Below are 26,033 nucleotides of genomic sequence, written 5' to 3'. Positions count from 1 at the left end.
AAATATGCCTTATAAACGTTATGGGGAAATTTTTAAAAAACTACGAGAACAAAAGGATTTTTCGCTTTCTCATTTTTCAGAAATAGGTATTTCAAAAGCGAGTTTATCAAGATTTGAATTAGGTCAAACTATGATAAGTTTTGAACGCTTGGATAGTGCGCTGCAAGAGATGAATGTGACTTTAGCTGAATATGAACATTTTATCAATAATTTTTCAATGGATTATAAAGAAGAATTTTTAGAAGATATAATTCTTGCGGATATTGCAGATGACATCGATAAACTTCACAAGCTCTATCTAGAAGCTATGGAATATGATTCAAAAATGCTAGCTTATTGTGCTAAAAGTCGTTATGAAATACTGACACAAACGGAAGCTGATGATGTGGTTGAATATCTCTATGATGTTGGAGAATGGGGATATTTTGAACTTTCGATTTTTTATCTGACTTTGGACAGTTTCAGTGAACGAGAAATTATGTATTTGATGAAAGAACTCTGGGGGAAGAGTAAACACTTATATGGTGTTTTTAAATATCGCAGAAGAGTTCTTCAATCTTCGTATCGAGCGGTCGTTTTGCTTTCCTCAAAAGGAGCTCGTGACTCAGCTAGAAGTATCTTGCAAAAAAGTTACCCTAAAGATGATTTCTACGACCTCTATGTTGAAAATCTAAGAAATTTGGCACATGGCTTTTATAGCTATTGTTTCAAAGATAAGATAATAGCTGAAAAGCAAATCAAAAAGGCCATTGAAGTTTTTCGGCAAGTTGGTTATGAAGATTTAGCAGATTATTATCAAAAACGATATCAAAAGCTTTTAGGAAAATTATTAACATAAAAAAGTCTCCAGATTACTTCGTTGCATTTCTGCAATGATTTAAAGAGGAGGCTTTTTTTTCTGCTAAAATGAAGTTAAAGATAAAAGAAAGCGTGCTCGATTATCAAGAAAAAATAAAAAAAGGAGGAAATATGTTAAAAAAAGAAAGAGAAATGAGAGAGAAAATTTTGAATCGAATTGAGGAATTACTACATGCAGGTTCAAAATTAAACGAGGCAGAAAAGAAAATACTAATGGAGTATCATGAACGAATTGAAAAATCTAAAAATATGGAATTTGAACTCGTGCATCTCAGAAATGCCTTGCTTCCTTTGGTGATTTCTTCTCAACTTTCTCCAGATGTCTTAAAATTTTACAAGGAACTTCGTTCAGAGCGAAAGGTGACTTGGGGCGAGGGAAGTTCTTTACTGACTGGGATAGCTCAATTTCCAGAAAAAAATGAAAGGAAACACTTATGAAAACAAAACAAATTTATGTAAGCCTTATGGCTTCAGCAATCTTGATATCAGTAGCTAGCCCACTAATGGCTAATGCTGATGTCATTAGTTCTAATTTCACAACAGAGCAAATTTCTAGTAATCAAGCTTCAAATTTTACTGATATTAAAGACCATTTTGACTCCTATGTTTCCGTTAAGAATAACCAGTATGTTTTAAATCTTCCAGAAAATGTTCAGGTTAATCAAAATGAATTTGAACAAGTAGTAGAGCAAATTAATGCTGTAAATCAACAGGTTGAAACTAATAAGTTAATTATAAATCCTGTCAATAAAGAAATAGTGAGTCGGGCTTCGGCCTTGAAATCATCGGGTTATACCTCCGGTTACTTCTGGTGGGGAGTTTGTTACTATTTCAGAAGTAATGCCGCGGTTTATGAAATGGACCATGAATTAGATAATTTTACTCTTTATTCAGGACTTTCAGGCATCTTTGGTGGTCCGATTGCTGCCCTAGGAGCTGCTTACTATCATAAAGTAAAAAGTGATCTAGACTATATGAATAATATTCATCCAAATGATTATCTTAATATGGAGGTAAATTGGGCAGGAGTTTATTTCATTTATGTTCCGTAGGGAGGTAGAACAAATGGATGCTTATCTTATTGCTTTGGTGATGATTTTTATTGGATTTCTTCTACAAATCTATGTTTGGCCACGAATTCCAAAATCAATTTTTAAGTATAGAGGTTTAGTCTTATCTCTTTCTCTTATTATTCTTATTTTTGTTGTGAGAATACCATTAGAAATTACTGCATTGACACTTCCATTTTACTTGATGATGCTCTTTGGTTTATTCCTTTTTTGGAAAGATAGAAAACTTTAAGTAAATCTGTAGTTAAAAAATTAAAGGTACTCGATTGAGTGCCTTTTTGAGTAAATTTATACAGGGGATGTGTATATTATTAAAAGTACAAAACATAAGGAATCTATTTTATGGTATAATAATCTTGCTTAAAAATTTATTAAAATAAGCGTTAGTAGGGAAGTAGTAATGAAATTAAAAGATATAGAAAAATCAACAAATAAAAATCTTTATCTGCTTTTTCTAAGTGTACTCGTGGGCTTAACTGCGGGTTTTTTGGCCAGTCTTTATCGGTTGGCCTTGGAAAAAGCTGAAAATTTAGGCTTGGGTATTTATAGTTTTACCAGTTCACATCTTATTTTTATTCCCCTTCTTATTTTGGGTCTTGTTCTTTTGGCTTTGCTTATTAGTTTTTTAATGACAAGATATCCAATGAGTTCAGGTTCAGGAATTCCACAAGTCAAAGGTCAGTTGCAGGGTTATTTTAAAAACAATTGGTTTACGACTGCTTTTGCTAAATTTATCGCGGGAACTTTGGCAATGTTTGCGGGACTTTCTCTTGGTCGTGAAGGACCTTCGGTTCAACTTGGAGCTTCAATGGGTCAAATGGTTTCTAGTCGATTGGCCGAAACCGAACGCCATAAAAGGATTCTAATTGCCTCTGGGGCATCTGCTGGTTTGTCTGCGGCTTTCAATGCGCCATTGTCAGGTGTGATGTTCACTCTGGAAGAAGTCTTTAAATATTTCTCTCCTTTGATTTTACTCACTTGTATGACCTCAGCAATGGTTGCTGATATGGTTGCACGATTAATGTTTGGGAGCGGACCAGTTTTTCATTTTCAAATTGTTGGTTCTATTGACCTGTCAAATTATTGGTTGCTTATTATTTTAGGAATTATTTTAGGGTTCTTTGGTGCTTTTTATAATTGGACCCTTTTAACAAGCCAAAGTTTGATGAAGAAAATTAAAAGTCCTTTCCTACGCGTTTTAATTACGCTTTTAATCGTCGGAGTGACAGGCTTGGTTTTTCCAAGTATAATTGGAAGTGGCCATCACTTAATGGATTCTTTTAGTTTGGGCATGGGGCTTGGTTTTCTCTGTCTAGTCCTCATTGGAAAGTATCTTATTTCAATGATTTCTTATGCTTCAGGTGTTCCTGGCGGAATTTTCTTCCCATTATTAGTTTTAGGAGCAAGTCTGGGTGCTGTCTTTGCTACAATTGTGATTTCAGTTTTTCATCTACCAAGTCATTTATTTGCCAATCTAGTGATTTTGGCAATGGCAGGGACCTTTACTGCTATCGTGCGAGCGCCAATGACTGGAATTTTGCTCTTAGTGGAAATGACAGGGTCATTTGACCATTTGCTTCCTTTGGCATTTGTTTCATTGATTGCATACGTTGTAGCAGATTTATTAAAAGCAGAACCGATTTATGATTCATTGCTAGAAAAAATGTTGAAAGAAAAAGAAATAGAGATTGATGATTCTGATAAACAGATGATGTTTGAAACAATTGTTCAATTTGATTCAATTGCTGACCGCAAGAAATTATCAGAGATTAATTTACCAGAAGGTTGTTTACTTGTGTCAGTGCATCGTTCGGGAAAAGATATTATTCCACATGGAGATACCGAGTTACAGGCAGGTGATTATCTAACATTTTTGATTAAAAGGGAAGATGAAGTGCTTGCTCGTGAGCAGCTTCGTCTGGTTCTGAATGAAAAATAAAAAAGTGATATCTATCACTTTTTTTATTTTGCTAAATATTGCCAAATGATTGAGAGAAGTAGACTAAAGGCATAGGCGCTATTAAATAAGACCATGTTTCTTAAGGAGTAAACAAAACTTCGCGGACTTGGCACTTGATGCTCGTGTGCTTTCAGATTTTTTCTAATGATAGGGAAGGTAAGCAAGCTAAGCAAAGTTGGCCACTCAAAAATTCTAAATAAAAATCCTAGGATAATAGCAAGATAAGAAGCATACATCAAAATTTGGAAAAGTTTAATGCCATAAGGACGACCAATATAATAAACCAATGTATAACGGTGATTCTTAATATCTGTATCTAAATCACGTAAATTGTTGGCGAGCATGATGTTAGCAATGGTAAAAATAAGAGGTAAGCTGGCAATAATCATAGCAATAGCAGCAAAAATACTACCGTTTAAGCTAAAAGTATTATTTGTAAAATCAAGATTGAGACTAAAAATTGGGTCTTGAGAAGTATTAATTAAAATGACCATTGCAAAAATTCCAAAGCCCATTGTACCACCGGAAAATATTTCTCCTAGTGGCATTCGAGAAAGCGGAATGGGCCCATAGGTATAAAAGACACCAATGAAGAAGACAATTCCACCAAGTAAAAAGAAGAGCCAACCCACAAAATAAGCGAGGGAGAATCCAAGAATCAGACTCAGGGCTAACATCAAAAGGATTATAAAGGCAACAAGGTTAGTTGAAAGGTTAGCTTGACCGATGATGTTTTCTTGTTTTTTATAATTTTCATCTTTGGCCTTTTTATAATCCTGATAATTGTTAATAGCAGTTACGGTCATATCAAAAAGCAGCATAGCCACAAAAAATAAGAGCGAAAGTCCTAGATTTAGGATTTTAAAATAGCTTATACTAAAAAGAATACCGATGAGATAAGGAAAAATACTCGCAATTTTTGTTTTAATTTCGACGAGCTCTAAAAATGATTTGAGAGACATAAAAACTCCTGAAAATATATTTTTAATAAAAACAGCCGTTATTTTACGGCTTTTATTTATTTGTTTTTTGAGAAAAAAAGTTTCTGCATTTTAATAATATTAAAAAAGTTTAAGTATCATTGTGGGCAGAAGTTTGTGATTTGACTGAAGTGCTTTCATTTCTATTGTAATTATAACTGATTATAGGCTAAGAATCAATGAAGAAAAGAAAAGTCGCTTTGAAAGGGTTTATGTGGAAATGCCTAAAATATGATTATTCGAAGGGAGCTGGGAGCGTTTTAGAAAGATTTCAAAACGTAGTATGGATAATACAATATTAGAATTAAATTTGAAAGAAAAGGCTTTATAGTCGGATTTGTGAGGATTTTTTAGCAGTTTTTTTAAGGTTCGGTTAAGTAATGGATAATATAATTGTGCCTCATGAGTGGTAGATAAACTCTACTGCTGATATTAAATAGTTTTTTAACTTACAAATTAAATTGATCAATTAGTTTGCAAGAAATGAATCTCGAAACGTCCATAGCGTGCAATGACGTTAAACTGCTTACGGTAATCCTACACAAGCGTTCGGACTTTATGATGTGTATGGGAAGTAACCATGATGATAGAAGATAGACTGGGCTGATCAAGTCCTATGGAATGTTCTTAGTGGCGAAATCGAAAGGTCTAAATGAAATTAAGTAAAGTTGCTATTTCAACTGGATTAGTTGCATCATTCATGTTTATTGGGGGCGGAATCGCTCATGCGGATACACCTAAATCAACTCATGAAGTTGCTATAGAAGTTATTAACGGAAATTACGGTAATGGAGACGCTCGTGTCACTAACCTTAAAACAAAAGGTTTTGATGTAAAAGCAATCCAAACAGAAGTTAATAACATTCTGACAGGAACAACAACACAAGTTTCTGCTACAGCTAAGACTGCTGAAGAACAACCTACTAAAGTTACATCAGCTGCACCTGCTCAAGCAGCAGAAAGTGTTTCTGGTGGGCTTAATATGAGCCAAACTTCTGGACAAATTGACATCCAAGCTCTTGCTAATTATATGGCATCGAATACAGCTAATGCAGCGGGCTATTCTGCTAGTGAATGGGCTTATATCATCACTCATGAATCAAATGGGATGGCTGATAGTGTGAATTCAAGTTCAGGTGCTTACGGTGCCTTCCAATTATTGGGTCATGGTGAATACGCAGGTATGACTCTGGCTGAACAAATTGCAATGGCAAGCAAACTTCCAGCAGGTAGTTGGGTAGTTTATAACTAAGCATTGATAAAATTCGTCTTTTAATATTTGAACAATAAATCAAACTTAGCGGCTCATAACAATCATTGTCAAGTTAATTGGTAATCGATTGAGTATAAAAAAGAACACCAGATTTGGTGTTCTTTTTTATTTAGATGGCCCCTGCCAGAATCGAACTGGCAATCACCGCTTAGGAGGCGGTAGTTATATCCAATTTAACTAAGAGACCAGAGATAAGTTACTGACAGACTTACAAAATATTTCTGTCAGTAACTTTTAAAGGAATTTATTTATTGTCAGCATCAAAAACGATGCCAGCACTTTGACGCATTTGATATGAGGTTTCAGAAACTTCATTGGCAAATTGATGCAGTTCATAGCTTGCAGCAAAATCTTTGTTTTCTAAAATATGGGCAAAATCTAGAGCTTCATCATAAAGAGAATGTTTTGGGGCTTCAATGTCAATTGTAGATTCTGAACCATCCATAGCAATGAATTTGGCTGAAGTAATCGCATTAACGCCATCCAAAATCAAAGTTCCATCAGTTGTATAGATTTCACTAGGAAGATAGCTATTTACGTTTCCAGCACATTTGATGGAAACTTTGTAATCTTCATAGTCAAGAATACCAACACCTGCTAAGTCTACTCCAGAAGGAAGTATAACGGCGTCATAAGTTGCTTTTTTGGGTTTTCCAAACCAGAAAATTGCAGCGTACAAGAGATAAACACCAAGGTCAGCTAAAAGTCCACCTGAAAATTTAGGATTGAATTTATTTGGAAGTTCACCTTTTAAGAGAGCAGCCATTTTTGACGAATATTTTGAATAAGTAAAATCGGCCCCTTTGATTGTTTTGTCAGCAAGAAAATTTTTGATGATGGAAAATGAATGTTCGTGAATATTACGAGCAGCTTCAAAGAAGAAGATATTATTTGCTTTTGCAAGCCCAATAATTTCTGTCAATTCAGTAGGATTTGAGAAAGCTGGTTTTTCAACAATAACATTATGGCCAGCTAGAATTGCGGCTTTTGCTTGTTCAAAGTGAAGAGCGTTTGGACTAGCAATGTAGATGACATCAAGTGGAGCATTGAAAAAATCAGCAAGATTATCGAATTTCTCAATTGCTTCAAAATCGGCAGAAAACTGCTCAGCGGATTCAAGACGACGTGAATAAACAGCAGAAAACTGAAATTTTTCAGTCATATGTGCGGCATCAATAAATGAGCGAGCAATCCAGCTCGTTCCAATTACTCCAAGTTTTAGCATCAAATTCTCCTTTATAGGTGGACAGAAATCTTCGTTAGAAGATTCTAAATTTCTGTTAAAATCTTGTTCTATTATATCAAATTTTTTCTTAAAGGTCATTGCTCTACTATTGAATTTTAAGTAAATAAATTATAAAAATAAGAATTCAAAAGATTCTATGTCACTTATTAAGAGCTTTTGTCAGTAAAATTAAGAGTTTTTGATGTGAACGCTTAAAAAATAAAAAATTGTCAGTTGATGACAAAAAGCCCAAAAATTGTGGTAGAATATATAGAAGAAAATTTGGAGATTTGATTTTGAAGAAAACGTTGATTATTGGTGTCACTGGCGGTTCGGCAAGTGGAAAGACAAGTGTTTCACATGCTATTTTAGAAACTTTTTCAAATGAAAGAATTGCGATGATTGAGCATGATAGCTACTATAAAGATCAATCGCATTTGACTTTTGAAGAACGAACAAAAACGAACTATGATCATCCCTTAGCCTTTGATACAGATTATTTAATTGCTCAATTAAAAGAGCTTCAATACGGACGTGCGGTTGACATCCCGATTTACGATTATGCTAAGCATACTCGCTCTCAAGAAACTTACCGTCAAGAGCCTGTTGATGTTTTGATTGTTGAAGGAATTTTGGTTTTAGAAGACGAGCGTTTGCGTGACTTAATGGATATCAAAATTTTTGTGGACACTGATGATGATGTGCGTATCATTCGTCGAATTCGCCGAGATATTGAGGAAAGAGGAAGAACTCTAGACTCAGTAATTACACAATATCTAGAAGCTGTGAAACCAATGTACCATCAGTTTATTGAACCTACTAAGAGATATGCTGACGTCATTATACCTGAAGGTGTTTCTAATACAGTTGGGGTCGATATTATAACGACAAAAATTGCTAGTATTCTAAATGACTAAAAAAACTGTCTGCTGACAGTTTTTAATTTTTATTTAGTGAATATCGTGAAAAATTAGTGAAATAAAAGCGCTTCTTGTCCTTAAATAGCAATAATGGTAATGCTTACTTTTTTTGTGAAAGTATGGTATACTTAATTCGTAACAATTGCAGAAAGGAAATCCGCAACTTAAAGCGGTGGGTTATGAGAAACTTGTAACCGAGGGATATTGTTAAAATGGAACTTTTTGAATCACTGAAACAAAAGATTAGTGGAAAAGACTTAAAAATTGTCTTTCCTGAAGGAACTGATGCACGTATTTTAGGTGCTGCAAATCGTCTTAATGCCGATGGATTGATTACACCTGTCTTTATTGGAAATGTCAAAGAAGTCACTGAAACATTGATTTCACGTGGAATTAACCCAGAGGGCTTTGAGATTTACGACCCAGAAAATTGTGGACGTTTTGAAACAATGACAGAAACATTTGTTGAACGTCGCAAGGGTAAAGTTACAGAAGAACAAGCAAAAGAAATTTTGAAAGACCCAAATTACTTTGGAACAATGCTTGTTTATATGGGAATTGCTGACGGAATGGTTTCTGGTGCAATTCATTCAACTGCTGATACTGTTCGTCCGGCTCTCCAAATCATTAAAACAAAACCAGGAGTAAAATCTGTTTCTGGTGCCTTTATTATGGTTCGCGGTCGTGATGACAATGAAAAATATATTTTTGGTGACTGTGCAATTAACATCAAACCTGATGCTCCAACACTTGCTGATATCGCCGTAGCCTCAGCCGAAACTGCAAGACTTTTTGATATTGACCCTAAAATTGCGATGCTTTCATTCTCAACTAAAGGTTCTGGTAAATCAGAAGATGTGGATAAAGTGGTTGAAGCAACAACACTAGTTAAAGAAGGTCACCCTGAAGTTGAAATTGATGGGGAACTTCAATTTGATGCTGCCTTTGTCCCAGCTGTTGCACGTCAAAAAGCACCTGATTCAGAAGTTGCTGGTCGTGCAAACGTCTTTATCTTCCCAGACATTCAATCAGGGAATATTGGATACAAAATTGCGCAACGTCTAGGTAATTTTGAAGCCATTGGCCCAATCTTACAAGGATTGAATGCGCCTGTTTCTGACCTTTCACGCGGTTGTAACGAAGAAGATGTTTATAAACTTGCAATCATCACAGCTGCTCAAGCTTTAAAATAATAGATTGAAATTCTGTCAGTAAATTTAAAAATTAAATTATTACTGACAAGATTTTTAGGAATCCGCTCTTTGAGGCGGATTTTTTTTGTTGCCCTAAAAATGTTATAATTAAAAAATAAAAAAGGAAATGAGAAAAAATGACTAAATCAAAAATATTTGCTCTTATTGGGTCAATCATTTTTACAATTCTTGTTCTGCTGGGACTCCTTAGTTTTTGGATGATTATTTCCATGCAAACTGGTTCAGAAATTATGACAGAACTTCAAGATGCTGGATTTGATAAAAACTTATTATCTACAGCAGCAATGATTGCGGGACTAATTTTAATCGCTTTGCTTGTACTTAATTGGATAGCTTTTGCTAGGTTGAATAAAGAAAAAGGTTGGGGAATTTATTTCTTAGTCGTCGGAATTTTTTACGGACTCGCCTCAGTTTTTAACGGAGCAGGTTTAATTTTAACTTTACCAGTTGCCATTTGTTTCATTCTAGCTTTTGTCTATCGAAGACGAGAAGTGCTCGAAAATAAATAAAAAAGTTACTGACAGATATTTTGTCAGTAACTTTTTTTATTATAAGATTCCCCAATGGTTGAATGCATTGATGATTCCATGATTTGTATTTTCAGTAGAGATGAAGTCTGCTAGTTCTTTTAGTTCTGGCACTGCATTTCCCATTGCCGTTTTGTGGTCAGCAGCTTTGAATAAATCAAGGTCATTACGCCCATCGCCAAAAGCAAAGGTTTGGCCAGTGAAATTCAAGACTTCTTTGACATGATTAATCCCCGTGCCTTTATTAGTTGTGCTATTTGTCACATCAATTGAACTAGGAGAATTCATGAAAAAGTTGAGTTCAGGCACTTGTTCTTTATAATACTCAACCTGACTGAGCTGATTCGTTAAAACCAAAAGCATGTTGACTTCTTGGGAAAGATAACGTCTAGCATCTACTTGAGGCATTGGCATGTGAGTGTAAGAATAGGCTCTTTTAGCTAAATCAGTGAGTTCGCTCACCCAGTAACCTTGGCTATCGTAAAAAGAAAGGGCTTCTGAATGGGGTTGTGCGGCATCTAGTAATTTTTCAACACTTGCCGTTGGAATTTCTTCCTTATAGATTGTTTCACCTTCTAAAACAATGTACTGACCATTCATAGCAATAGCTCCAGTAATTCCTGTTGTAGCCATAATTTCATCCAGTTCAAAGTGACCACGACCAGTGGCAATAAAAGGCAAGACACCATTTTCACGAATGCGGTGAATTCCTTCAATGACTTCTTGGTCAAGTTTACTTTGACTGTTAAGCAAAGTTCCGTCTAAATCGAAGAAGGCCAAAGCCTTATAATCATTGATATTTTCCATAAAATTATTGTATCAAATTTATGATATAATTGTAAGTGGAATTATCCATCATTTTAATTAAATGATTCAAAATACTGACAAGACTATCATTAGTATTTGCACAAAACGAATATTCAAAATAAACCATTTAAAAATAATAATTTGACTGACAAGTCTGTCAGTAATCTCAAACTCTTAGTGAAAGTAAAAAAATGCCTGCAAAGAAAAAAACAACTAGAAGAAATACCAAAAAAGAACTACAGAAAAAAGCCGCAACAAGGAAAATGATTGCTTTTTTTGTTGGGCTTCTTTTAATCTTATTTGCCCTTGCTCGCTTAGGGATTGTTGGAATCTTACTTTATAATATTGTTCGCCTGTTTATTGGTTCACTTGCCATTATTTTTCTTCTCTTAGTGGCAACAATAATGATTCTATCAGTTTTTCGTAAGCAATTTTTGAAAGAAAATAAAAGAATTATTCCAGCTATTATTTTAACTTTTATTGGATTAATGTTTGTCTTTCAAATTCGACTTCATCAAGGACTTAATGAAACTTTCCATCTTATTTTGTCTGATTTAACAGCCGGTCGAGTGATTCATTTTGTTGGTTCAGGACTTATCGGAGCAATCATTACTGAACCCGCCAAAGCCTTGTTTTCAGTAATAGGGGTTTATATTATTGCCGCTGTTCTCTGGCTTGTTGCTATTTATCTCATGATTCCAGGGCTCTTTCCTAAGATGCGTGAAGATTTGCATCAGCGTTTAGCAAAATGGAAAGAAAAACGTGCAGAAAAAGTAGAAGCTAAAAAAGCCGTCAAAGCTCTTAAAAAACTGGAAGAAGAAAAAGAAATACCGGAGCCACAAACTATTTTGCCTGAAGCCGAAAACTCATTATTTACCTCAGCACCTGTGGAAATTCCAATCAATATTCCAGAAGCGCCTTTTGAAGAAAATGAAAATCCAGTTTTAGAAGAAAATCCAGTCGATGATGAACCAGTGAATTTCATGAATACTAATAATTACAATGGAAATTATAAACTACCAACCATTGATTTATTAGCCGAAGTCCCTGTCAAAAATCAATCAGGTGAACGGGAAAATGTCCGTAAGAATATTGGGATTTTAGAAGAAACATTCAAATCTTTTGGAATAGGTGCCAATGTTGAATCAGCAGTTGTTGGTCCATCAATTACCAAATATGAAATCAAATTAGCAACCGGTACAAAAGTTTCTCGTGTGGTTAATTTGTCAGATGACTTAGCCCTTGCTTTAGCAGCAAAAGATATTCGGATTGAAGCGCCAATTCCTGGTAAATCTTTAGTTGGTGTCGAAATTCCAAATGCTGAAGTTGCAATGGTTGGTTTTCGTGAGATGTGGGAAGCAGGTAAAACTAATCCTAGCAAACTCCTTGAAATTCCGCTTGGTAAGTCTTTAGATGGTGGAATTCGAACTTTTGATTTAACTAGAATGCCCCATTTATTGGTTGCAGGATCGACTGGTTCTGGTAAATCAGTTGCAGTTAATGGAATAATTACTTCAATTTTGATGAAGGCTTTGCCTAGCCAAGTCAAATTCTTGATGGTTGATCCTAAAATGGTTGAATTATCTGTTTATAATGATATACCTCATCTATTGATTCCAGTGGTAACCAATCCTCGCAAAGCTTCCAGAGCGCTTCAAAAAGTTGTTGACCAAATGGAAGAACGTTATGAACTTTTCAGCCGTTATGGTGTCAGAAATATTGCTGGTTACAATGAGAAAGTTCAAAGATATAATGCGGAATCAGATGAAAAAATGCTTGAACTTCCTTTGATTGTCGTTATTGTTGATGAGTTAGCCGATTTGATGATGGTTGCAAGTAAAGAAGTGGAAGATGCCATCATTCGACTCGGTCAAAAAGCACGGGCGGCAGGGATTCATATGATTTTGGCTACCCAACGTCCATCTGTTGACGTTATTTCCGGATTAATTAAAGCAAATGTTCCTTCACGTATCGCTTTTGCGGTTTCCTCTGGAACAGATTCACGAACAATTTTAGATACAAATGGTGCGGAAAAATTACTTGGTCGTGGAGATATGCTCTTTAAACCAATTGATGAAAACCACCCAGTTCGTTTGCAAGGAGCTTTCTTGTCAGATGATGATGTGGAAGCTGTTGTGACCTTTATTAAAGATCAATCAGAGGCACAATATGATGAAAGCTTTGACCCTGGAGAAGTGGATGAGAACCAAGTGGGAACTGGGGCTTCAAATACAGGCTCAGGAGACCCGTTGTTTGAAGAGGCAAGAAACATGGTTATTATTGCTCAAAAAGCTTCAACGGCTCAATTACAACGTGCGCTAAAGGTTGGTTTTAATCGTGCTTCTGATTTGATGAATGAGCTAGAAGCGCAGGGAATTGTTGGTCCTGCTAAAGGAACAACTCCTCGTAAAGTCCTTGTTAGTCCGGATGGAGAATTTATTGGAGGAGTAGAAGAATGAGTGAAGAACTATATTATCGTCACTATTTTCTACAAATCTATGAAATTTTACGAGAAGATGAGCAAAATAAAGAACTTTCAAGCAAGGAAAAAAATGTTTTAGCGGATGCTTTGGTTTTAAATGAGCGCAAAGAACCTGTTTTACAAATTTTAGGTCAGCTATATATGCGCTTAGAATTTTGGAATCGACCTGCTGATGATGAAATTTTAAAAGGGGGAATGAAAGCCCCAGTTAAAGCACTTTATGAAGAATTAAAAGTAGATAAAAATATCACTTCCTCTCAAACATTTATTCCGGGTGTGGAGTCATATCGACCAATTACATGGAATGATGCCTTGCACGGAAATCAAATGACGGAAGATGAGGGATTTATTGGTGGAGCTTATGCCACTTTCGACCCCAACGAAAAATATAAATCTATCGAAGAAAGAGTTGCCGTACCTGATAATGAGATTGTCAGAAATGCAAAATCGAGTTTTGCTAAGCTATTTAAGTTTGGCTGCATAGGTTTTGCTTTGCTTATTCTAGTGATAGTTTTAGTGGGACTTGCTTTAATAATGTTGTTGAGGAATTAATATGACTGTATTTGATGAATTTAACGAAGTCAAAAGAAAAGGGCTCCCTCAAATTTTAGTAATTTTTGGTGAGTCAAAAGAAATGGTTCAAGAATTAAAAAGCCAGTTATTGACTTTTGTAAATTTTGAACCGACAGATTTAAGTCAATCCTACTATGACTTAACGCCCAATAATAGCGATTTAGCCTTGGAAGACTTGGAATCCCTTCCCTTCTTTTCTGATTCTCATCTAGTTATTTTGGAAAACTTGGTCAATTTAACAACGGCTAAAAAAACTATTTTAGATGAAAAACAGCTTAAGCGTTTTGAAAATTTTTTAGATGACCCTTCGGAAACCACCCAGCTTGTGTTGGTACTCTATGGGAAATTGGACAGTCGCCTAAAAGTTGTCAAAAAATTAAAAGCCAAAGCAACTTTACTTGAAGCACAGGAATTAAAAACACAAGAACTCATTCAATATTTTAGTCATGAAACTTCACTGCCACGACCTGTATTAAGTCTAATTGCAGCCAAATCTAATGACAGTTTTTCAGTAGTGAAGCAAAATATTGATTTAGTTCAAACTTATGCTTTAGGGCGTGAAGTCACGGTAGATGATGTAGAAAAAGTAGTTCCAAAATCACTACAAGATAATATCTTTGCCTTGACTGACTTAATTTTTAAAGGAAAAATTGATGAAGCGCGTGATTTAGTTCATGATTTAACTTTACAAGGAGAAGATTTAATTAAAATTTTAGCGATTTTGACTAATTCTTATCGATTGTATTTGCAAGTCAAACTTTTTCAAGAAAAGGGTTGGCAAGAAAATCAACAGGTTTCATATCTGAAGATGCACCCTTATCCAGTGAAATTGGCTAATCAATTGGTCCGAAGATTGCAAGTGAGTTCTTTAAAAAAAGGACTTGCTGATTTAATTCAACTCGATTTTGCGATAAAAACGAGTGCAGCTGATAAAGCTTATCTTTTTGATATCCTATTAATCAAGTTGACCTTGAAAAAAAACTGAAAATCTGTTATCATAAATAATGGACATTTTATAATGATGATGAAGAGGTAAAAATGCCGACATTTAAATTTACGCCTAAAGATATCTATGAAGCAGACTTCTCTACAAAGATGCGTGGTTACGATAAAGAAGAAGTCGATGAACTCCTTGATGACGTTATTGCTGATTATGAAACTTATCAGACAGAAACATTGCGTCTCCAAGAAGAAAATGAGTTTTTGAAGAAAAAGATTGCTGAATTGGAAATGCAAGTTTCTAAACCAAATCAAGCAAATCTTGATGATACACAACGCTTTGATCCAAGCCAAGTTCTTCAAGCACGTTCAAGTAAACCAAAAGTGGAAATGCGTAATCCAAGTAATTTTGATTTACTCAAACGAATCAATCGTTTAGAACAAGCTGTTTTTGGCCCTAATGGCATCGCTAGTGAAAACAACTAAAAAATATAAAATTTAAAGTGTTTTATGTTTTGCTGTGGACTTAGAAATAAGGGAAATAGCAAGCTTCACAGATTTGTGAAGTCAAGGATTTTGGAAAAGAGCTTTATAGTTCTGCTTAATTTTTGAAAAAACAGTTTTCGGATAATCGCGCGATTCTTTGTGAATCGTGAGGAAAGTCCATGCTCGCGCGTTGCTGAGATGCACGCAGTGATTGTGCTAGGTCAAACAATAAACCTAGGTAGGAGCGTCATGCCTAACGGCTGGCCAAAACGCTAAGTCTTTTGATATGCGTGAGTAGCCTGTAAAAGTGCCATAGAGACGAGTCTTAGTGGAAACGCTAAGAATGGAACGTGGTAAACCCCTCAAGCGAGCAACCCAAACTTATGGTCGGGGCACTTGACTAGCCCAAATGAAGGCGTGGTCGAGGCTGAAATTAAGAATTTTGGCAGACAGATGATTATCGAAGGGGAGATTCATTGATATGGATTGAACTGGAACAAAACATGGCTTATAGAAAACTGTATGACACAGGCTGGGGCTTTTAGCCTCGGCTTTTTTTGATAAATAATTGGTAACGTGAAATAGAATAGTATCTCAGTCTGTAAGAATAATACAGAGATTGGAAAGATTAAAAAATGCAAAAGAAATTCAAATTATTGGCCACGTCTTCAAGTGGTTTGGAGAGTCTAGTTGCTCGCGAACTTCGTAATCTTGAAATTGAAAATGTTTCAATTGATGACCGTTCACGAGTTTTCTTTGAAGGAGATTTGGCGGAAATTGCTAAAGCTAACCTGTGGTTAAGAACTGCTGACCGTGTTAAAATCGTTGTGGGTGAATTTAAAGCTAGAACATTTGAGGAATTGTTTGAAAATGTTTATGACTTACCTTGGGATGAGCTCATTCCATTTGGCTGTCAATTTCCTGTCAGTAAAGCAAAATCAGTGAAGTCAACTTTACATAATGAACCGTCAATTCAAAGTATTACAAAAAAAGCTATTGTAAAAAAATTACAAACGACATACCATCGTCCTGAAGGAGTACCCATTCCGGAAAATGGGGCAAAATTTTCTATCGAAATTGCCTTGCACAAGGATATGGCAACTGTACTGATTGATACGACTGGTGACTCGCTTTTCAAACGCGGTTACCGTTCAGAAAAAGGAGAAGCCCCTTTAAAAGAAAACATGGCTGCTTCAATTATTTTACTAACTAATTGGTTAGCAAATCCAAGTCGTGCCTTTGTTGACCCAACTTGTGGGTCTGGAACATTCACAATTGAAGCTGCAATGTTGGCTTTGAACATGGCTCCAGGAATGAATCGTCCTTTTGCTTTTACGGCATGGCCTTGGTTTGATGAAGAAATTTTGAAACAAGAAAAAGCTTTGGCTCAAAAACAAGTTAGGACAGATTTAGAATTAGATATTCAAGGTTTTGATATTGATGGAAAAATGATTGAAATCGCGAAGCACAATGCACTTGCGGCAGGCCTTTCAGATGTGATAAAATATAAGCAAATGCGACTTCAAGATTTTAGAACAGATAAGCTTGATGGTGTCTTAGTTTCTAACCCACCTTACGGGGTGCGTTTGGAAGATGAAGAGGCTGTAGCGGCTCTTTATGGTGAAATGGGTAAAACCTTTGCACCACTTGAAACTTGGAGTAAATACATTTTGACGAGTGATGTCGCTTTTGAAAAACACTATGGTGCAAAAGCAACTAAAAAACGCAAACTTTATAACGGAACACTAAGAACAGATTTGTATATGTATTTCGGAAAACGGATGAAATAATTTTTTACTGACAGATATTATCGTGTGAACTAGCATCTTGCTATTTTGTTTATGATACCTGTCAGTGAAATTAATTTACTGACAGAAGTTTGTCAATAAATTGATTCAGACGAGTTTGAGCAACTCTCGTTGTCTGATTCACCATTTTATTGGAATAGTGGGAATCTTATTCGGAGGAAAAATGTCAAACAAAAATAAAAAAAACAAAAATAAAAACAAAAATAACAATACTAATAAGAATAAAAACAACCAAAAACCTGAGCAACAAATTGGCGAAAAAACTTTGAAACTTCAAGATTTACAAAATTTTACTGTGGGTGAAATTGTCGAAGAATCAAAACGAGTTGACAAAGAAAATGAAGAAAATGAATCTGTTTTAGATAAATATATTCGTCAGCATCGCGGTGAAATTGAAGATGCTAAAAATAAAAATTTAGATGAATTTATTCAGTCTGAGCGAGAACATATCGAGCCATCAGCAGATAAAGCAGAAGTTCAGGAGGAAGTTCTTGAACAAGAAGCAGAAGACGCTTCAAAAGACAAAGCAGTAATTGAAAAAAATACTGACTCAGAAAGCACTTCAGCAGTAGAAAATAAAAGTGAGACTGATGAAGTGAAGATTGAGTCAGAATCAGACTTACCAGAAGAAAAAGAGACTGAGAAAGTTACTGACAAAAAGCCAGAAGAAGCAAAAGCTGGAAAAAATGACCTTGTCTTAGATCCTGTTGTGATGGTTGATGCTCCTGTCAGTACATTGCCAGAGCAAAAAGAAAGTCCATCAGTTGAGAAAATAGAAGAAATTGATGAACCAGTAGAAGAGCTTCCTTTAGAAGAAGAAAAAGTTACTGTCCCAATCATGATGTCAGCAAATGAAGTTCCTATGGAGGAAGTGAAGGATGATGAAAGTCCAGAAACTTCAAAAGTGGAAAAATCAGAAGCTGAACCAAAAGAACCAGAAGAAGAGAAAAATTCTGATTTAAATGAAGAAGCCAAGGAGACACCTGAAGCGTCTAAAATAGAGGAAGCTCCTACAGACTTAGTTCAAGAACCTAAGGAGAATACAGCTGATATTCCTGATAAAGTGATTACAGCTGATAAGGTAGCTCCCGTTTTGACGTCAGAAAAAATTGCTCCTAAATCCGAAAGTCAAGAAGAACCTCAAGAATCAGCTGAGGAAAAAACAACTGATGGAAAAGCTAAAAATCGAAAAACACCGATTATCATTGGTTTATGTGCTATTATTTTAATTGCAGCTGGTGCGGTTGGATTTGCACAGTATAATAATCATCAAAAACCTAAGACTGTTCAAACAACGAAAAGTAGTCAGACTGACTTAGATAAATTTGAAAAACAATATGATTCATTCTTTACTGATAAATCACATAATGTTTTGAAAAATAGTCAATTTGGAAACTTGGCTGCGCTCGAAACTTTAGTTAATAGTCACAAAAATTCAATGGCTTGGTCAAATGCAGTATCAGAAACAGAAAGTCTTACAGACCAAATTAATGCCATTAAGAAAGTAAACGCCTTGTTTACAAGTGCCGCAATTACTGATGGAAAACTTGATTCAGCTGCCAAAATAGTGACTAATGTCAAAATTCCAGAAACTCCGAAAACGAGTAATGAAACTTTGAATAAATTGTTAACTCAGGCTATCGATTTAGCAAAAAGTCAAGTGGCCAAAGAAAGCTCGGCCCAAGCCTCTGCAAGTTCGGTAGAAGCCAAAGCGAATCAAGGAGCAGGAACTCAAACCTCTTCATCAAGTACAACAAGTCAAAGCAGTTCTACAACGAATGCTTCGTCTTCTACAAATTCAAATGCCAATGCCAGCACAAACGGCAATGGTTTGAGCTCTAATGGAGTGAATTTAGAAGTTTCAGCGGCACGGGTTCAACCACAAGCTGGTATTAATCCAAATGATCCTGCCTTTACATGGGGGGCTGGAATTAAAGAAATGGTGCTTAATAAAGCACGCGAACGCGGCTATATTACAGGTGATAATTACATTTTAGTTCCGACTGCCATTCATACAACCAACGGTAGTCAAGGTTTCCCTGCAGGAATTGTTAGTGGATATTATAACCTTTATGCACCAGATGGACGTTACTTAGTCTCAATCAATGCAAAAACAGGATTCTTTGTTGGTAATGGCTCTGGTCATGCTGATAATTTAGATTACAGTGAATAAAATAAAAATAATCATCTTTGCGATGATTATTTTTTCTATTGAAAAATTATTTGTCAGTAAAAAACTTTCGCCAAATTTGGCGAAAGTTTTTAATTTTATTTTATTAGAAGATTAATAAATCATGGTCAGTATGAGTGAAACTTTCACAACCATTATCAGTTACATAAAGGCAATCTTCAATACGAACGCCCACTTTACCAGGAATATAAATTCCAGGCTCATTAGAGAAACACATTCCTTCTTGAATGACGAGGTCATTTCCGGCCACAATTGATGGATACTCATGAACATCCATTCCAATACCATGCCCGAGACGATGGTTGAAGTATTCACCATAACCTGCTTTAGTAATCAAATCACGAGCAACCGCATCAACTTCTTGAGCAGTCACACCTGGTTTGATGAAGTCCATTGCCGCTTGTTGTGCCTCTTTAACAATCTTATGGATTTCAGCATCAAAATCATTAGGTTGACCAATAGCAATAGTACGTGTTGCATCAGATGCATAGCCGCCACTCATCACTCCCAAGTCAAAGAGCAGAAGCTTATTTTCTTGAATTTCGACATTTTCAGGTCCTCCATGAGGATTTGCTGCGCGAGCACCTGATAGTACTAACGTATCAAATGACATTTGAGGAACACCCATACGTTTCATTTCGTATTCAATCTTTGCGACAATGTCAGATTCAGTGACGCCATTACGTTCGGCAGCAGTAGCAAAACCAATTTCAAAACACTTATCAGCAAAATCCCCAGCAATTTTCATTTTTTCAATTTCATCTGCTGATTTAATCAAACGCATCCGTTCAATTAATGGAGTCAAGTTCACAAAATTAATATCACCAAATTGTGCTTTCAAACCTTCTGTTTTAGCTAAAGGAATATCTGAGAACTCAACAGCAATTGATTTGACTTCTGATTTTACATGGTTTTTAACAACTTCCCAAGGGTTTTGAGAATCGTCATAACCAAAAATATCTAGGCCACTTGTATGTTCTTTAGCTTTTTCAACTTCCAAGGCAGGGGTGAATAACATAGGGTTAGAATCTCTAAAAATCATCAAACCAGCAATTCGTTCATGGGGATCAATTGCTAGCCCTGTTAGATAATTTAGAGTTGTCGGATTAGTGATGAAAGTCATATCGACTTCTTTATCATTCAGAAAGGCTGAAATACGTTCAATTTTGCTCAAAATGGTTCCTCCAATATTAATGAAAATAAGTTTTCTAAATTCTCCTGAAAATAAAAAACACTATATATCCATTCTACGCTATTTTTATTGAAAAATCACGTAAAAAAACACACTTGAAGGTTGAAAAGGTTTACAGTTCATGATATAATTTGTAAATGAAAATGGTTTTCATAAATACTATGAATAAAAAGAAAAGAAAGAGGATAGCCAAATATGGTAGAATCAACAACAACAATTTATGATGTGGCACGTGTCGCCGGAGTCTCAATGGCAACCGTTAGTCGCGTTGTAAATGGAAATGCAAATGTGAAGGAAAAGACGCGCCAGAAGGTTTTAGAAGCTATTGCTGAGCTTGACTATCGTCCTAACGCTGTGGCACGTGGACTTGCAAGTAAACGGACAACAACGGTCGGTGTTATCTTGCCAACAATCACCTCAACATACTTCGCAGCTATTACTCGCGGAGTTGATGATATCGCTTCCATGTATAAATACAACATGATTTTAGCTAATAGTGATAATGATGTTGAAAAAGAAGAAAAAGTTTTAGAAACTTTCTTGTCAAAACAAGTAGACGGAATTGTTTACATGGGCTCATCATTAGATGAAAAAATTAGAACTTCCCTTAAAAATTCAAGAACACCTGTTGTTTTAGTAGGAACAATTGATGGGGATAAAGAAATTCCATCAGTTAATATTGATTACCATTTGGCTGCTTACCAATCAACAACTAAATTAATCGAAAATGGAAATAAGAAAATTGCTTACATCATGGGTTCATTGAAAGATGTTGAAAACACTGAACGTATGGTTGGTTATCAAGAAGCTTTACTTGAAGCAAATATTGAATTTGATGAAAATCTTGTTTTTGAAGGTAATTATAGCTACGAACAAGGCAAATCACTTGCTGAACGCTTACTTGAAAGAGGAGCAACCTCTGCAGTTGTTTCACATGATACGGTAGCCGTTGGCCTCTTGTCTGCGATGATGGATAAAGGAGTTAAAGTTCCTGAAGAATTTGAAATCATTTCTGGTGCAAACTCACCAATTACTCAATATACTTATCCAACATTAACTTCTGTTAATCAACCGCTTTATGATTTAGGGGCTGTAGCAATGCGTCTTTTGACAAAATTAATGCTTAAAGAAGATGTTGAGCAAAACCAATTAGTTTTGGACCATGAAATCATTTCTCGTCGCTCAACTAAATAAAAATTAAGCCCAATTGGGGGCTTTTTTTATTTAAAGTAAAAAGTATTTGACATTTACAAGAAAAGTCGCAATAATAGATAGACAATAGAAAATGACTTTATCTTAAAATCGATAAGGTTTCAAGGAGTTTGATATGCAAGAGTTAGATTTAATTATTGTTGGAGCTGGTCCTGTTGGTCTTTATGCGGCTTTTTATGCAGGAATGCGTGGTTTATCGGTTGCAATAATTGAATCAGCACAAGTTGCAGGCGGTCAGCCACAAAATCTTTACCCTGAAAAATTAATCTATGATATCGCTGGTTTACCCGCTGTAACTGGAGCTGATTTAACGAAAAATCTTTTAGAGCAATTGGCACAAATTTCTCATCGCCTTTTTCTTGGAGAGAGCGTTCAAAAAATTGAAAAAGAAGATGGAATTTTTTCTGTAATTACCGATAAATCAAATAGAAAAGCCAAAGCAGTATTACTAACAACCGGAGCAGGACTTTTAAAGCCTCGAAAATTAGGAATTGATAATGAAGAAAACTTAGCAAATGAAGGAAAAATTTCTTACTTTATCACTTCACTAAAAGAATTTGAAGGGAAAAATGTTGCTGTCTTTGGTGGGGGAGATTCAGCTTTAGACTGGTCATTAATGCTAGAAAAAGTGGCTAAAGAAGTTCATTTGGTTCACAGAAGAACGGCCTTTCGTGGTCATGAAATGACAGTTGATCGAGTGATGAACTCTGGTATTCAAGTTCACACTCCTTATACTTTTTCAAATTTTAATGAGAATGATTTAGAACTAAAAAAAGTGAAGGCTGGAGAAAATTTGAATTTTTCCATTGATAAAATCTTAGTTAATTATGGCTTTTTAACGAATCAGGTGAGCTTAGCTGAAAACTTAGAGGTCAGTCGTAATGGTCGTGTTAAGGCCGATTCAATGATGCAATCTAATATTGAAGGGCTTTATGTTGCGGGAGATGCAAGTGATTATGCTGGGAAAATGCCTTTAATGTCTGTCGGTTTTGGTGAGGCGGTACATGCAATTAATGCCATGACGAAAAATCTTGAATTTAATCACCCACTCAGAGGGGGACATTCATCATCTATTTTTTAATTTTTAATATAAAAAACGTATTCCAAGGGATACGTTTTTATGATATTCAGTATAATACTCGCTTGTCCGTGGTTATTTGGAAGTTCTTATGTATACCTCATTAGTCTCTCAATAAGAGACTGAGATTCTCGTTTTGCTGGCATAGTCTATGGAGTACGATATAAGATTGTTTCGTCTTACAGGCTATGGTATAATAGAGAAAGAAAATGTGACTAAAGCTTAGGTTTATTTGTGTAAATTAGTTTGGTCTGCTAGATTTCCTTGAAAAAGGTAAGAAAAAATAAATTAGGAATTTTTATGATATTAAATTTGATTATTTTAGTGGCCTTGATTTGGGCTTTTATGGTTGGTTATTCACGAGGCTTGATATTACAAGTCATTTATAGTTTGGGAACCTTACTTGCAGCCTTTATTGCCGCAAATAATTATAAAGAATTAGCTCAACAACTCAGTGTTTGGGTTCCTTTCTCTAATGCGACGCAAAATTCACATCTCTTGCTTTTTAGTGATAAACTTCTTTTCCAATTAGATGAAGCCTTTTATGCGAGTATAGCTTTTTTGGCAATTTTTGTAGTCGTTTATCTTATTGTTCGTCTTATTGGTCTCTTTTTGCATTTTGCACTCAGTCCTTTAGGAAAAAACGGGAAGATTATTGCTGGAGTTTTAGGCTTTGCAGCAACTTATTTCGGATTACAAATGCTACTTACGGCACTTAGTTTAGTTCCAATTGCCACTGTACAAAGTCAGCTGGATGCTAGCTTTCTAGCACGTTTTATGGTTTTACACACACCGATTTCATCAGGAATCTTGCAAAACCTGTTTATTGAAAATATTGTCCATATTAATCCACTCGGATAAGTTTAGGGATAAATCTACAAAAATAAATTGAAATATAACTATAATGAATAAAAAAATTCTCCAAATATTGGAATATGATAAAGTCAAAGAGCAGTTTATGAATGCTTTGACGACAGCGCAGGGTCAGAAAGAATTATCTGATTTAGTCCCCTTGACCGATAAAGATAAGATTCAGCTCCTTTTTGATGAGGTTGCTGATTTTCGCTTATTGACTCAAGAAAATGGTTTGTTAAATTTAGGGAAAACAAATGATTTAACTGAGATTCTGCGACGCTTGGAGCTTGAAGCGAGTCTTTCAGGAAAAGAATTTGTTGAAATAAAAAAAGTGATTCAACTTGGAATCAATATTCAACGTTTTTTTGATGAAGCTGAAAACGTTGAAACACCATCACTAAATATTACTTTAGAAAAATTGGTTGATTTATCAGGGCTGATTAAGAAATTAGAAATCTTTGATAATGCCGGTAGTCTTTACGATAATGCAAGTCTGGAATTGATGCACATTCGTGCCTCTATCAAGAGTCATCAGTCAGAAATTCGTAAAATTATGCAAGAAATGCTGACAAAAAATCTCTCATCTTTGAGTGAAAATGTCATCACTATTCGAAATGACCGTCAAGTTCTTCCTGTAAAAGCAGAAAATAAAAATAAAATTGCCGGAGTCGTTCATGATATGTCCGCTTCTGGTCAAACGCTTTATATTGAACCGAATGCGGTAGTTTCACTTAATAATAAGCTTAATCAAAAACGAATTGAAGAACGACAAGAAATTACAAGAATTTATAGAGAACTTGCTGAAGAATTAAAACCTTATAGTTTTGATATTCGGCAAAATGCTTGGCTGATTGGACATATTGACTTTGTTCGGGCAAAATATCTTTATTTGACAGCTAATAAGGCAAGCTTGCCTGCTTTAACACATGATAAAGATATTATCTTGTTTGCCGCTCGTCATCCTTTGATTGATGCAAAAATGGTTGTGGCAAATGATATTAAATTTGACAGAACACTCAATACAATTGTCATTACGGGGCCGAATACAGGTGGTAAAACTATTACCCTGAAAACAGTTGGTTTACTTACTATTTTAGCTCAATCAGGTTTGCCAATTTTAGCGGATGATGGCAGCCGTATTCATCTTTTTGATGACATTTTTGCTGATATTGGTGATGAACAATCCATTGAACAAAGTTTGTCAACTTTCTCAAGTCATATGACGAATATTGTACAAATTTTAGCTCAGGCTGATGAAAATAGTTTGGTCTTGTTTGATGAACTTGGAGCAGGGACTGACCCGAAAGAAGGGGCAGCACTTGCGATTGCCATTCTTGAAAATTTACGAAAACGAAATGTTAAAACAATGGCAAGTACCCACTATCCAGAGCTGAAAGCTTATGGTGTGGAAACGCAGCAAGTGATCAATGCCAGTATGGAATTTAACATTGATAAAATGCAGCCAACTTATCATTTGCAACTTGGTGTGCCAGGACGTTCAAATGCTTTAGAGATTTCTAGACGATTGGGCTTACCTGAAACAATTATCTCTGAGGCCAGCCAACAAATCTCTGAGAGCGAACATGATGTCAATCAAATGATTGAAAAGTTGGAAGAAAAAACGCGTGAAGTCATTGAAAGTTCAAGAAATATCAAAAAAATTGAACGAGAAAATCAAAGTTTACATAAAGATTTGACGAAAGTTTATAACCAAATTAACCGCGAACGTGACTTTGAATTAGAAAAAGCCCAAAAAGAAGCTCAAGAAGTAGTTAAAAAAGCGAGTCTTGAGGCTCAAGAAATCTTGAAAAATCTTAATGATAAAGCGGCATTAAAGCCCCATGAAATCATCGCTGCTAGAAAAGAACTTGAGGGCTTAGCGCCAACCATTGATTTTTCTAAAAACAAGGTTTTGAAAAAAGCCAAGGCACAAAGAGGACTTAAGCAAGGGGCTGAGGTCAATGTTACTTCTTATGGTCAGCGCGGAAAATTGATTCGTTTAGAAAAAGATGGCCGTTGGACAGTCCAAATGGGTTCAATTACTACTCGTTTAAGTGAAGAAGAGTTTGAAGTCATTGAGACTCCTGAACAAATTCAAGCAAAAACTAAAAATGTCAGCAAAAAAGTAACTTCTAAGGTTAAAGCACAGCTAGATTTACGTGGGATGCGTTATGAAGAAGCAGAACTGGAATTGGACAATTATATTGATCAGGCTTTACTTGCAAATCTAATTCAAATTACGATTGTTCATGGGATTGGAACAGGTGTCATTCGAGAAATGGTTCAGAAAAAACTTCAAAAACATCGTCATATCAAATCTTATGAATATGCGCCAATCAATGCTGGAGGCTCTGGAGCAACCATTGCCATTTTGAAATAAAAA

The 26,033-nt window shown here is 35.4% G+C and carries 23 protein-coding genes, 1 tRNA gene and 1 other RNA gene; 20 read left to right on the top strand and 5 right to left on the bottom strand.

Annotated elements, in window-relative coordinates:
* The first annotated feature begins 4 nt into the window (after window positions 1-4).
* From KW2_RS08145 to KW2_RS08125, 5 genes are all read left to right on the top strand, one after another.
* The gene (locus KW2_RS08145; RefSeq protein WP_021037610.1) at window positions 5-838 is read left to right on the top strand and encodes an Rgg/GadR/MutR family transcriptional regulator; all 834 of its coding nucleotides are present in this window, start codon (window positions 5-7) and stop codon (window positions 836-838) included.
* Window positions 839-969: 131 nt separating this feature from the next.
* Window positions 970-1,296: a bacteriocin immunity family protein gene (locus KW2_RS08140; RefSeq protein ID WP_041168732.1), complete on the top strand. Its 327-nt coding sequence runs from the start codon at window positions 970-972 to the stop codon at window positions 1,294-1,296.
* Window positions 1,293-1,910, top strand: a complete 618-nt coding sequence (locus KW2_RS08135; protein ID WP_021037609.1) for a hypothetical protein — start codon at window positions 1,293-1,295, stop codon at window positions 1,908-1,910. Before KW2_RS08140 ends, KW2_RS08135 begins: the two co-directional genes overlap by 4 nt.
* Window positions 1,911-1,923: 13 nt before the next feature.
* Complete coding sequence (locus KW2_RS08130) at window positions 1,924-2,160, top strand: hypothetical protein (protein WP_041168651.1); 237 nt, start codon at window positions 1,924-1,926, stop codon at window positions 2,158-2,160.
* A gap of 168 nt (window positions 2,161-2,328) precedes the next feature.
* Window positions 2,329-3,867, top strand: coding sequence for a ClC family H(+)/Cl(-) exchange transporter (locus KW2_RS08125; protein ID WP_021037607.1), 1,539 nt, complete (start codon window positions 2,329-2,331; stop codon window positions 3,865-3,867).
* A gap of 23 nt (window positions 3,868-3,890) precedes the next feature.
* Here the strand turns inward: KW2_RS08125 and menA are convergent, their stop codons facing one another.
* Window positions 3,891-4,850, bottom strand: a complete 960-nt coding sequence (gene menA / locus KW2_RS08120) for a 1,4-dihydroxy-2-naphthoate polyprenyltransferase (RefSeq protein ID WP_021037606.1) — start codon at window positions 4,848-4,850, stop codon at window positions 3,891-3,893.
* A gap of 670 nt (window positions 4,851-5,520) precedes the next feature.
* On the opposite strand from menA, the gene KW2_RS08115 reads away from it, so the two are divergent.
* Window positions 5,521-6,120 carry a transglycosylase gene (locus KW2_RS08115; protein ID WP_011834746.1) on the top strand — a complete coding sequence of 200 codons (600 nt, stop codon included), beginning with the start codon at window positions 5,521-5,523 and terminating at the stop codon, window positions 6,118-6,120.
* A gap of 135 nt (window positions 6,121-6,255) precedes the next feature.
* Here KW2_RS08115 and KW2_RS08110 read toward each other — a convergent pair.
* Window positions 6,256-6,328, bottom strand: a tRNA-Arg gene (locus KW2_RS08110).
* 57 nt (window positions 6,329-6,385) lie between these two features.
* On the bottom strand, window positions 6,386-7,366 hold the full coding sequence (locus tag KW2_RS08105) for a Gfo/Idh/MocA family protein (protein ID WP_021037605.1): 981 nt from the start codon (window positions 7,364-7,366) through the stop codon (window positions 6,386-6,388).
* A gap of 296 nt (window positions 7,367-7,662) precedes the next feature.
* Between KW2_RS08105 and udk the strand changes: the two genes are divergently transcribed.
* The 3 genes from udk to KW2_RS08090 all read left to right on the top strand — a co-directional run bounded on the left by udk (window position 7,663) and on the right by KW2_RS08090 (window position 10,009).
* Entirely contained in the window at window positions 7,663-8,283 is a 621-nt protein-coding gene (udk, locus tag KW2_RS08100) for a uridine kinase (RefSeq protein WP_011676564.1), read from the top strand.
* 215 nt (window positions 8,284-8,498) lie between these two features.
* The gene (gene pta / locus KW2_RS08095; protein ID WP_021037604.1) at window positions 8,499-9,479 is read left to right on the top strand and encodes a phosphate acetyltransferase; all 981 of its coding nucleotides are present in this window, start codon (window positions 8,499-8,501) and stop codon (window positions 9,477-9,479) included.
* Between the two features lie 137 nt (window positions 9,480-9,616).
* Window positions 9,617-10,009 carry a hypothetical protein gene (locus tag KW2_RS08090; RefSeq protein WP_011676562.1) on the top strand — a complete coding sequence of 131 codons (393 nt, stop codon included), beginning with the start codon at window positions 9,617-9,619 and terminating at the stop codon, window positions 10,007-10,009.
* A 39-nt stretch (window positions 10,010-10,048) separates the two neighbouring features.
* On the opposite strand, the gene KW2_RS08085 is transcribed toward KW2_RS08090, so the two are convergent.
* Window positions 10,049-10,834 carry a Cof-type HAD-IIB family hydrolase gene (locus tag KW2_RS08085; protein ID WP_021037603.1) on the bottom strand — a complete coding sequence of 262 codons (786 nt, stop codon included), beginning with the start codon at window positions 10,832-10,834 and terminating at the stop codon, window positions 10,049-10,051.
* 191 nt (window positions 10,835-11,025) lie between these two features.
* Between KW2_RS08085 and KW2_RS08080 the strand changes: the two genes are divergently transcribed.
* From KW2_RS08080 to KW2_RS08050, 7 genes are all read left to right on the top strand, one after another.
* Window positions 11,026-13,293: a DNA translocase FtsK gene (locus tag KW2_RS08080; RefSeq protein ID WP_021037602.1), complete on the top strand. Its 2,268-nt coding sequence runs from the start codon at window positions 11,026-11,028 to the stop codon at window positions 13,291-13,293.
* Window positions 13,290-13,868, top strand: a complete 579-nt coding sequence (locus KW2_RS08075; protein ID WP_011676559.1) for a hypothetical protein — start codon at window positions 13,290-13,292, stop codon at window positions 13,866-13,868. Before KW2_RS08080 ends, KW2_RS08075 begins: the two co-directional genes overlap by 4 nt.
* 1 nt (window position 13,869) lies before the next feature.
* On the top strand, window positions 13,870-14,874 hold the full coding sequence (gene holA / locus KW2_RS08070; protein ID WP_021037601.1) for a DNA polymerase III subunit delta: 1,005 nt from the start codon (window positions 13,870-13,872) through the stop codon (window positions 14,872-14,874).
* 53 nt (window positions 14,875-14,927) lie between these two features.
* On the top strand, window positions 14,928-15,314 hold the full coding sequence (gene gpsB / locus KW2_RS08065; RefSeq protein ID WP_011676557.1) for a cell division regulator GpsB: 387 nt from the start codon (window positions 14,928-14,930) through the stop codon (window positions 15,312-15,314).
* 133 nt (window positions 15,315-15,447) lie between these two features.
* Window positions 15,448-15,830, top strand: an RNA gene (gene rnpB, locus KW2_RS11945) — RNase P RNA component class B.
* A gap of 119 nt (window positions 15,831-15,949) precedes the next feature.
* Window positions 15,950-17,104, top strand: coding sequence for a THUMP domain-containing class I SAM-dependent RNA methyltransferase (locus KW2_RS08055; RefSeq protein WP_021037600.1), 1,155 nt, complete (start codon window positions 15,950-15,952; stop codon window positions 17,102-17,104).
* A 181-nt stretch (window positions 17,105-17,285) separates the two neighbouring features.
* Window positions 17,286-19,295 carry a cell division site-positioning protein MapZ family protein gene (locus tag KW2_RS08050; RefSeq protein ID WP_021037599.1) on the top strand — a complete coding sequence of 670 codons (2,010 nt, stop codon included), beginning with the start codon at window positions 17,286-17,288 and terminating at the stop codon, window positions 19,293-19,295.
* Window positions 19,296-19,398: 103 nt separating this feature from the next.
* Here the strand turns inward: KW2_RS08050 and KW2_RS08045 are convergent, their stop codons facing one another.
* Window positions 19,399-20,487, bottom strand: coding sequence for a M24 family metallopeptidase (locus KW2_RS08045; protein ID WP_011834755.1), 1,089 nt, complete (start codon window positions 20,485-20,487; stop codon window positions 19,399-19,401).
* A gap of 213 nt (window positions 20,488-20,700) precedes the next feature.
* Between KW2_RS08045 and ccpA the strand changes: the two genes are divergently transcribed.
* The 4 genes from ccpA to KW2_RS08025 all read left to right on the top strand — a co-directional run bounded on the left by ccpA (window position 20,701) and on the right by KW2_RS08025 (window position 26,030).
* Entirely contained in the window at window positions 20,701-21,699 is a 999-nt protein-coding gene (gene ccpA, locus KW2_RS08040; RefSeq protein WP_014572279.1) for a catabolite control protein A, read from the top strand.
* A 133-nt stretch (window positions 21,700-21,832) separates the two neighbouring features.
* A complete protein-coding gene (locus KW2_RS08035) occupies window positions 21,833-22,798 on the top strand; it encodes an NAD(P)/FAD-dependent oxidoreductase (RefSeq protein ID WP_021037598.1) in 966 nt (321 codons plus the stop codon).
* Between the two features lie 297 nt (window positions 22,799-23,095).
* Complete coding sequence (locus KW2_RS08030; RefSeq protein ID WP_011834758.1) at window positions 23,096-23,656, top strand: CvpA family protein; 561 nt, start codon at window positions 23,096-23,098, stop codon at window positions 23,654-23,656.
* Between the two features lie 43 nt (window positions 23,657-23,699).
* Window positions 23,700-26,030 carry an endonuclease MutS2 gene (locus tag KW2_RS08025; RefSeq protein ID WP_021037597.1) on the top strand — a complete coding sequence of 777 codons (2,331 nt, stop codon included), beginning with the start codon at window positions 23,700-23,702 and terminating at the stop codon, window positions 26,028-26,030.
* Window positions 26,031-26,033: the final 3 nt, after the last annotated feature.

This window comes from Lactococcus cremoris subsp. cremoris KW2, from assembly GCF_000468955.1.
Taxonomy (GTDB): Bacteria; Bacillota; Bacilli; order Lactobacillales; family Streptococcaceae; genus Lactococcus; species Lactococcus cremoris.
This window is presented reverse-complemented; position numbering and strand designations above follow the sequence as displayed.

Bases quoted from the DNA above. Each gene is read 5' to 3' on its own strand.
- KW2_RS08145 (WP_021037610.1), top strand. From the start codon at position 5: ATGCCTTATAAACGTTATGGGGAAATTTTTAAAAAACTACGAGAACAA.
- KW2_RS08140 (WP_041168732.1), top strand. From the start codon at position 970: ATGTTAAAAAAAGAAAGAGAAATGAGAGAGAAAATTTTGAATCGAATT.
- KW2_RS08135 (WP_021037609.1), top strand. From the start codon at position 1,293: ATGAAAACAAAACAAATTTATGTAAGCCTTATGGCTTCAGCAATCTTG.
- KW2_RS08130 (WP_041168651.1), top strand. From the start codon at position 1,924: ATGGATGCTTATCTTATTGCTTTGGTGATGATTTTTATTGGATTTCTT.
- KW2_RS08125 (WP_021037607.1), top strand. From the start codon at position 2,329: ATGAAATTAAAAGATATAGAAAAATCAACAAATAAAAATCTTTATCTG.
- menA (WP_021037606.1), bottom strand. From the start codon at position 4,850: ATGTCTCTCAAATCATTTTTAGAGCTCGTCGAAATTAAAACAAAAATT.
- KW2_RS08115 (WP_011834746.1), top strand. From the start codon at position 5,521: ATGAAATTAAGTAAAGTTGCTATTTCAACTGGATTAGTTGCATCATTC.
- KW2_RS08105 (WP_021037605.1), bottom strand. From the start codon at position 7,366: ATGCTAAAACTTGGAGTAATTGGAACGAGCTGGATTGCTCGCTCATTT.
- pta (WP_021037604.1), top strand. From the start codon at position 8,499: ATGGAACTTTTTGAATCACTGAAACAAAAGATTAGTGGAAAAGACTTA.
- KW2_RS08090 (WP_011676562.1), top strand. From the start codon at position 9,617: ATGACTAAATCAAAAATATTTGCTCTTATTGGGTCAATCATTTTTACA.
- KW2_RS08085 (WP_021037603.1), bottom strand. From the start codon at position 10,834: ATGGAAAATATCAATGATTATAAGGCTTTGGCCTTCTTCGATTTAGAC.
- KW2_RS08080 (WP_021037602.1), top strand. From the start codon at position 11,026: ATGCCTGCAAAGAAAAAAACAACTAGAAGAAATACCAAAAAAGAACTA.
- KW2_RS08075 (WP_011676559.1), top strand. From the start codon at position 13,290: ATGAGTGAAGAACTATATTATCGTCACTATTTTCTACAAATCTATGAA.
- holA (WP_021037601.1), top strand. From the start codon at position 13,870: ATGACTGTATTTGATGAATTTAACGAAGTCAAAAGAAAAGGGCTCCCT.
- gpsB (WP_011676557.1), top strand. From the start codon at position 14,928: ATGCCGACATTTAAATTTACGCCTAAAGATATCTATGAAGCAGACTTC.
- KW2_RS08055 (WP_021037600.1), top strand. From the start codon at position 15,950: ATGCAAAAGAAATTCAAATTATTGGCCACGTCTTCAAGTGGTTTGGAG.
- KW2_RS08050 (WP_021037599.1), top strand. From the start codon at position 17,286: ATGTCAAACAAAAATAAAAAAAACAAAAATAAAAACAAAAATAACAAT.
- ccpA (WP_014572279.1), top strand. From the start codon at position 20,701: ATGGTAGAATCAACAACAACAATTTATGATGTGGCACGTGTCGCCGGA.
- KW2_RS08035 (WP_021037598.1), top strand. From the start codon at position 21,833: ATGCAAGAGTTAGATTTAATTATTGTTGGAGCTGGTCCTGTTGGTCTT.
- KW2_RS08030 (WP_011834758.1), top strand. From the start codon at position 23,096: ATGATATTAAATTTGATTATTTTAGTGGCCTTGATTTGGGCTTTTATG.
- KW2_RS08025 (WP_021037597.1), top strand. From the start codon at position 23,700: ATGAATAAAAAAATTCTCCAAATATTGGAATATGATAAAGTCAAAGAG.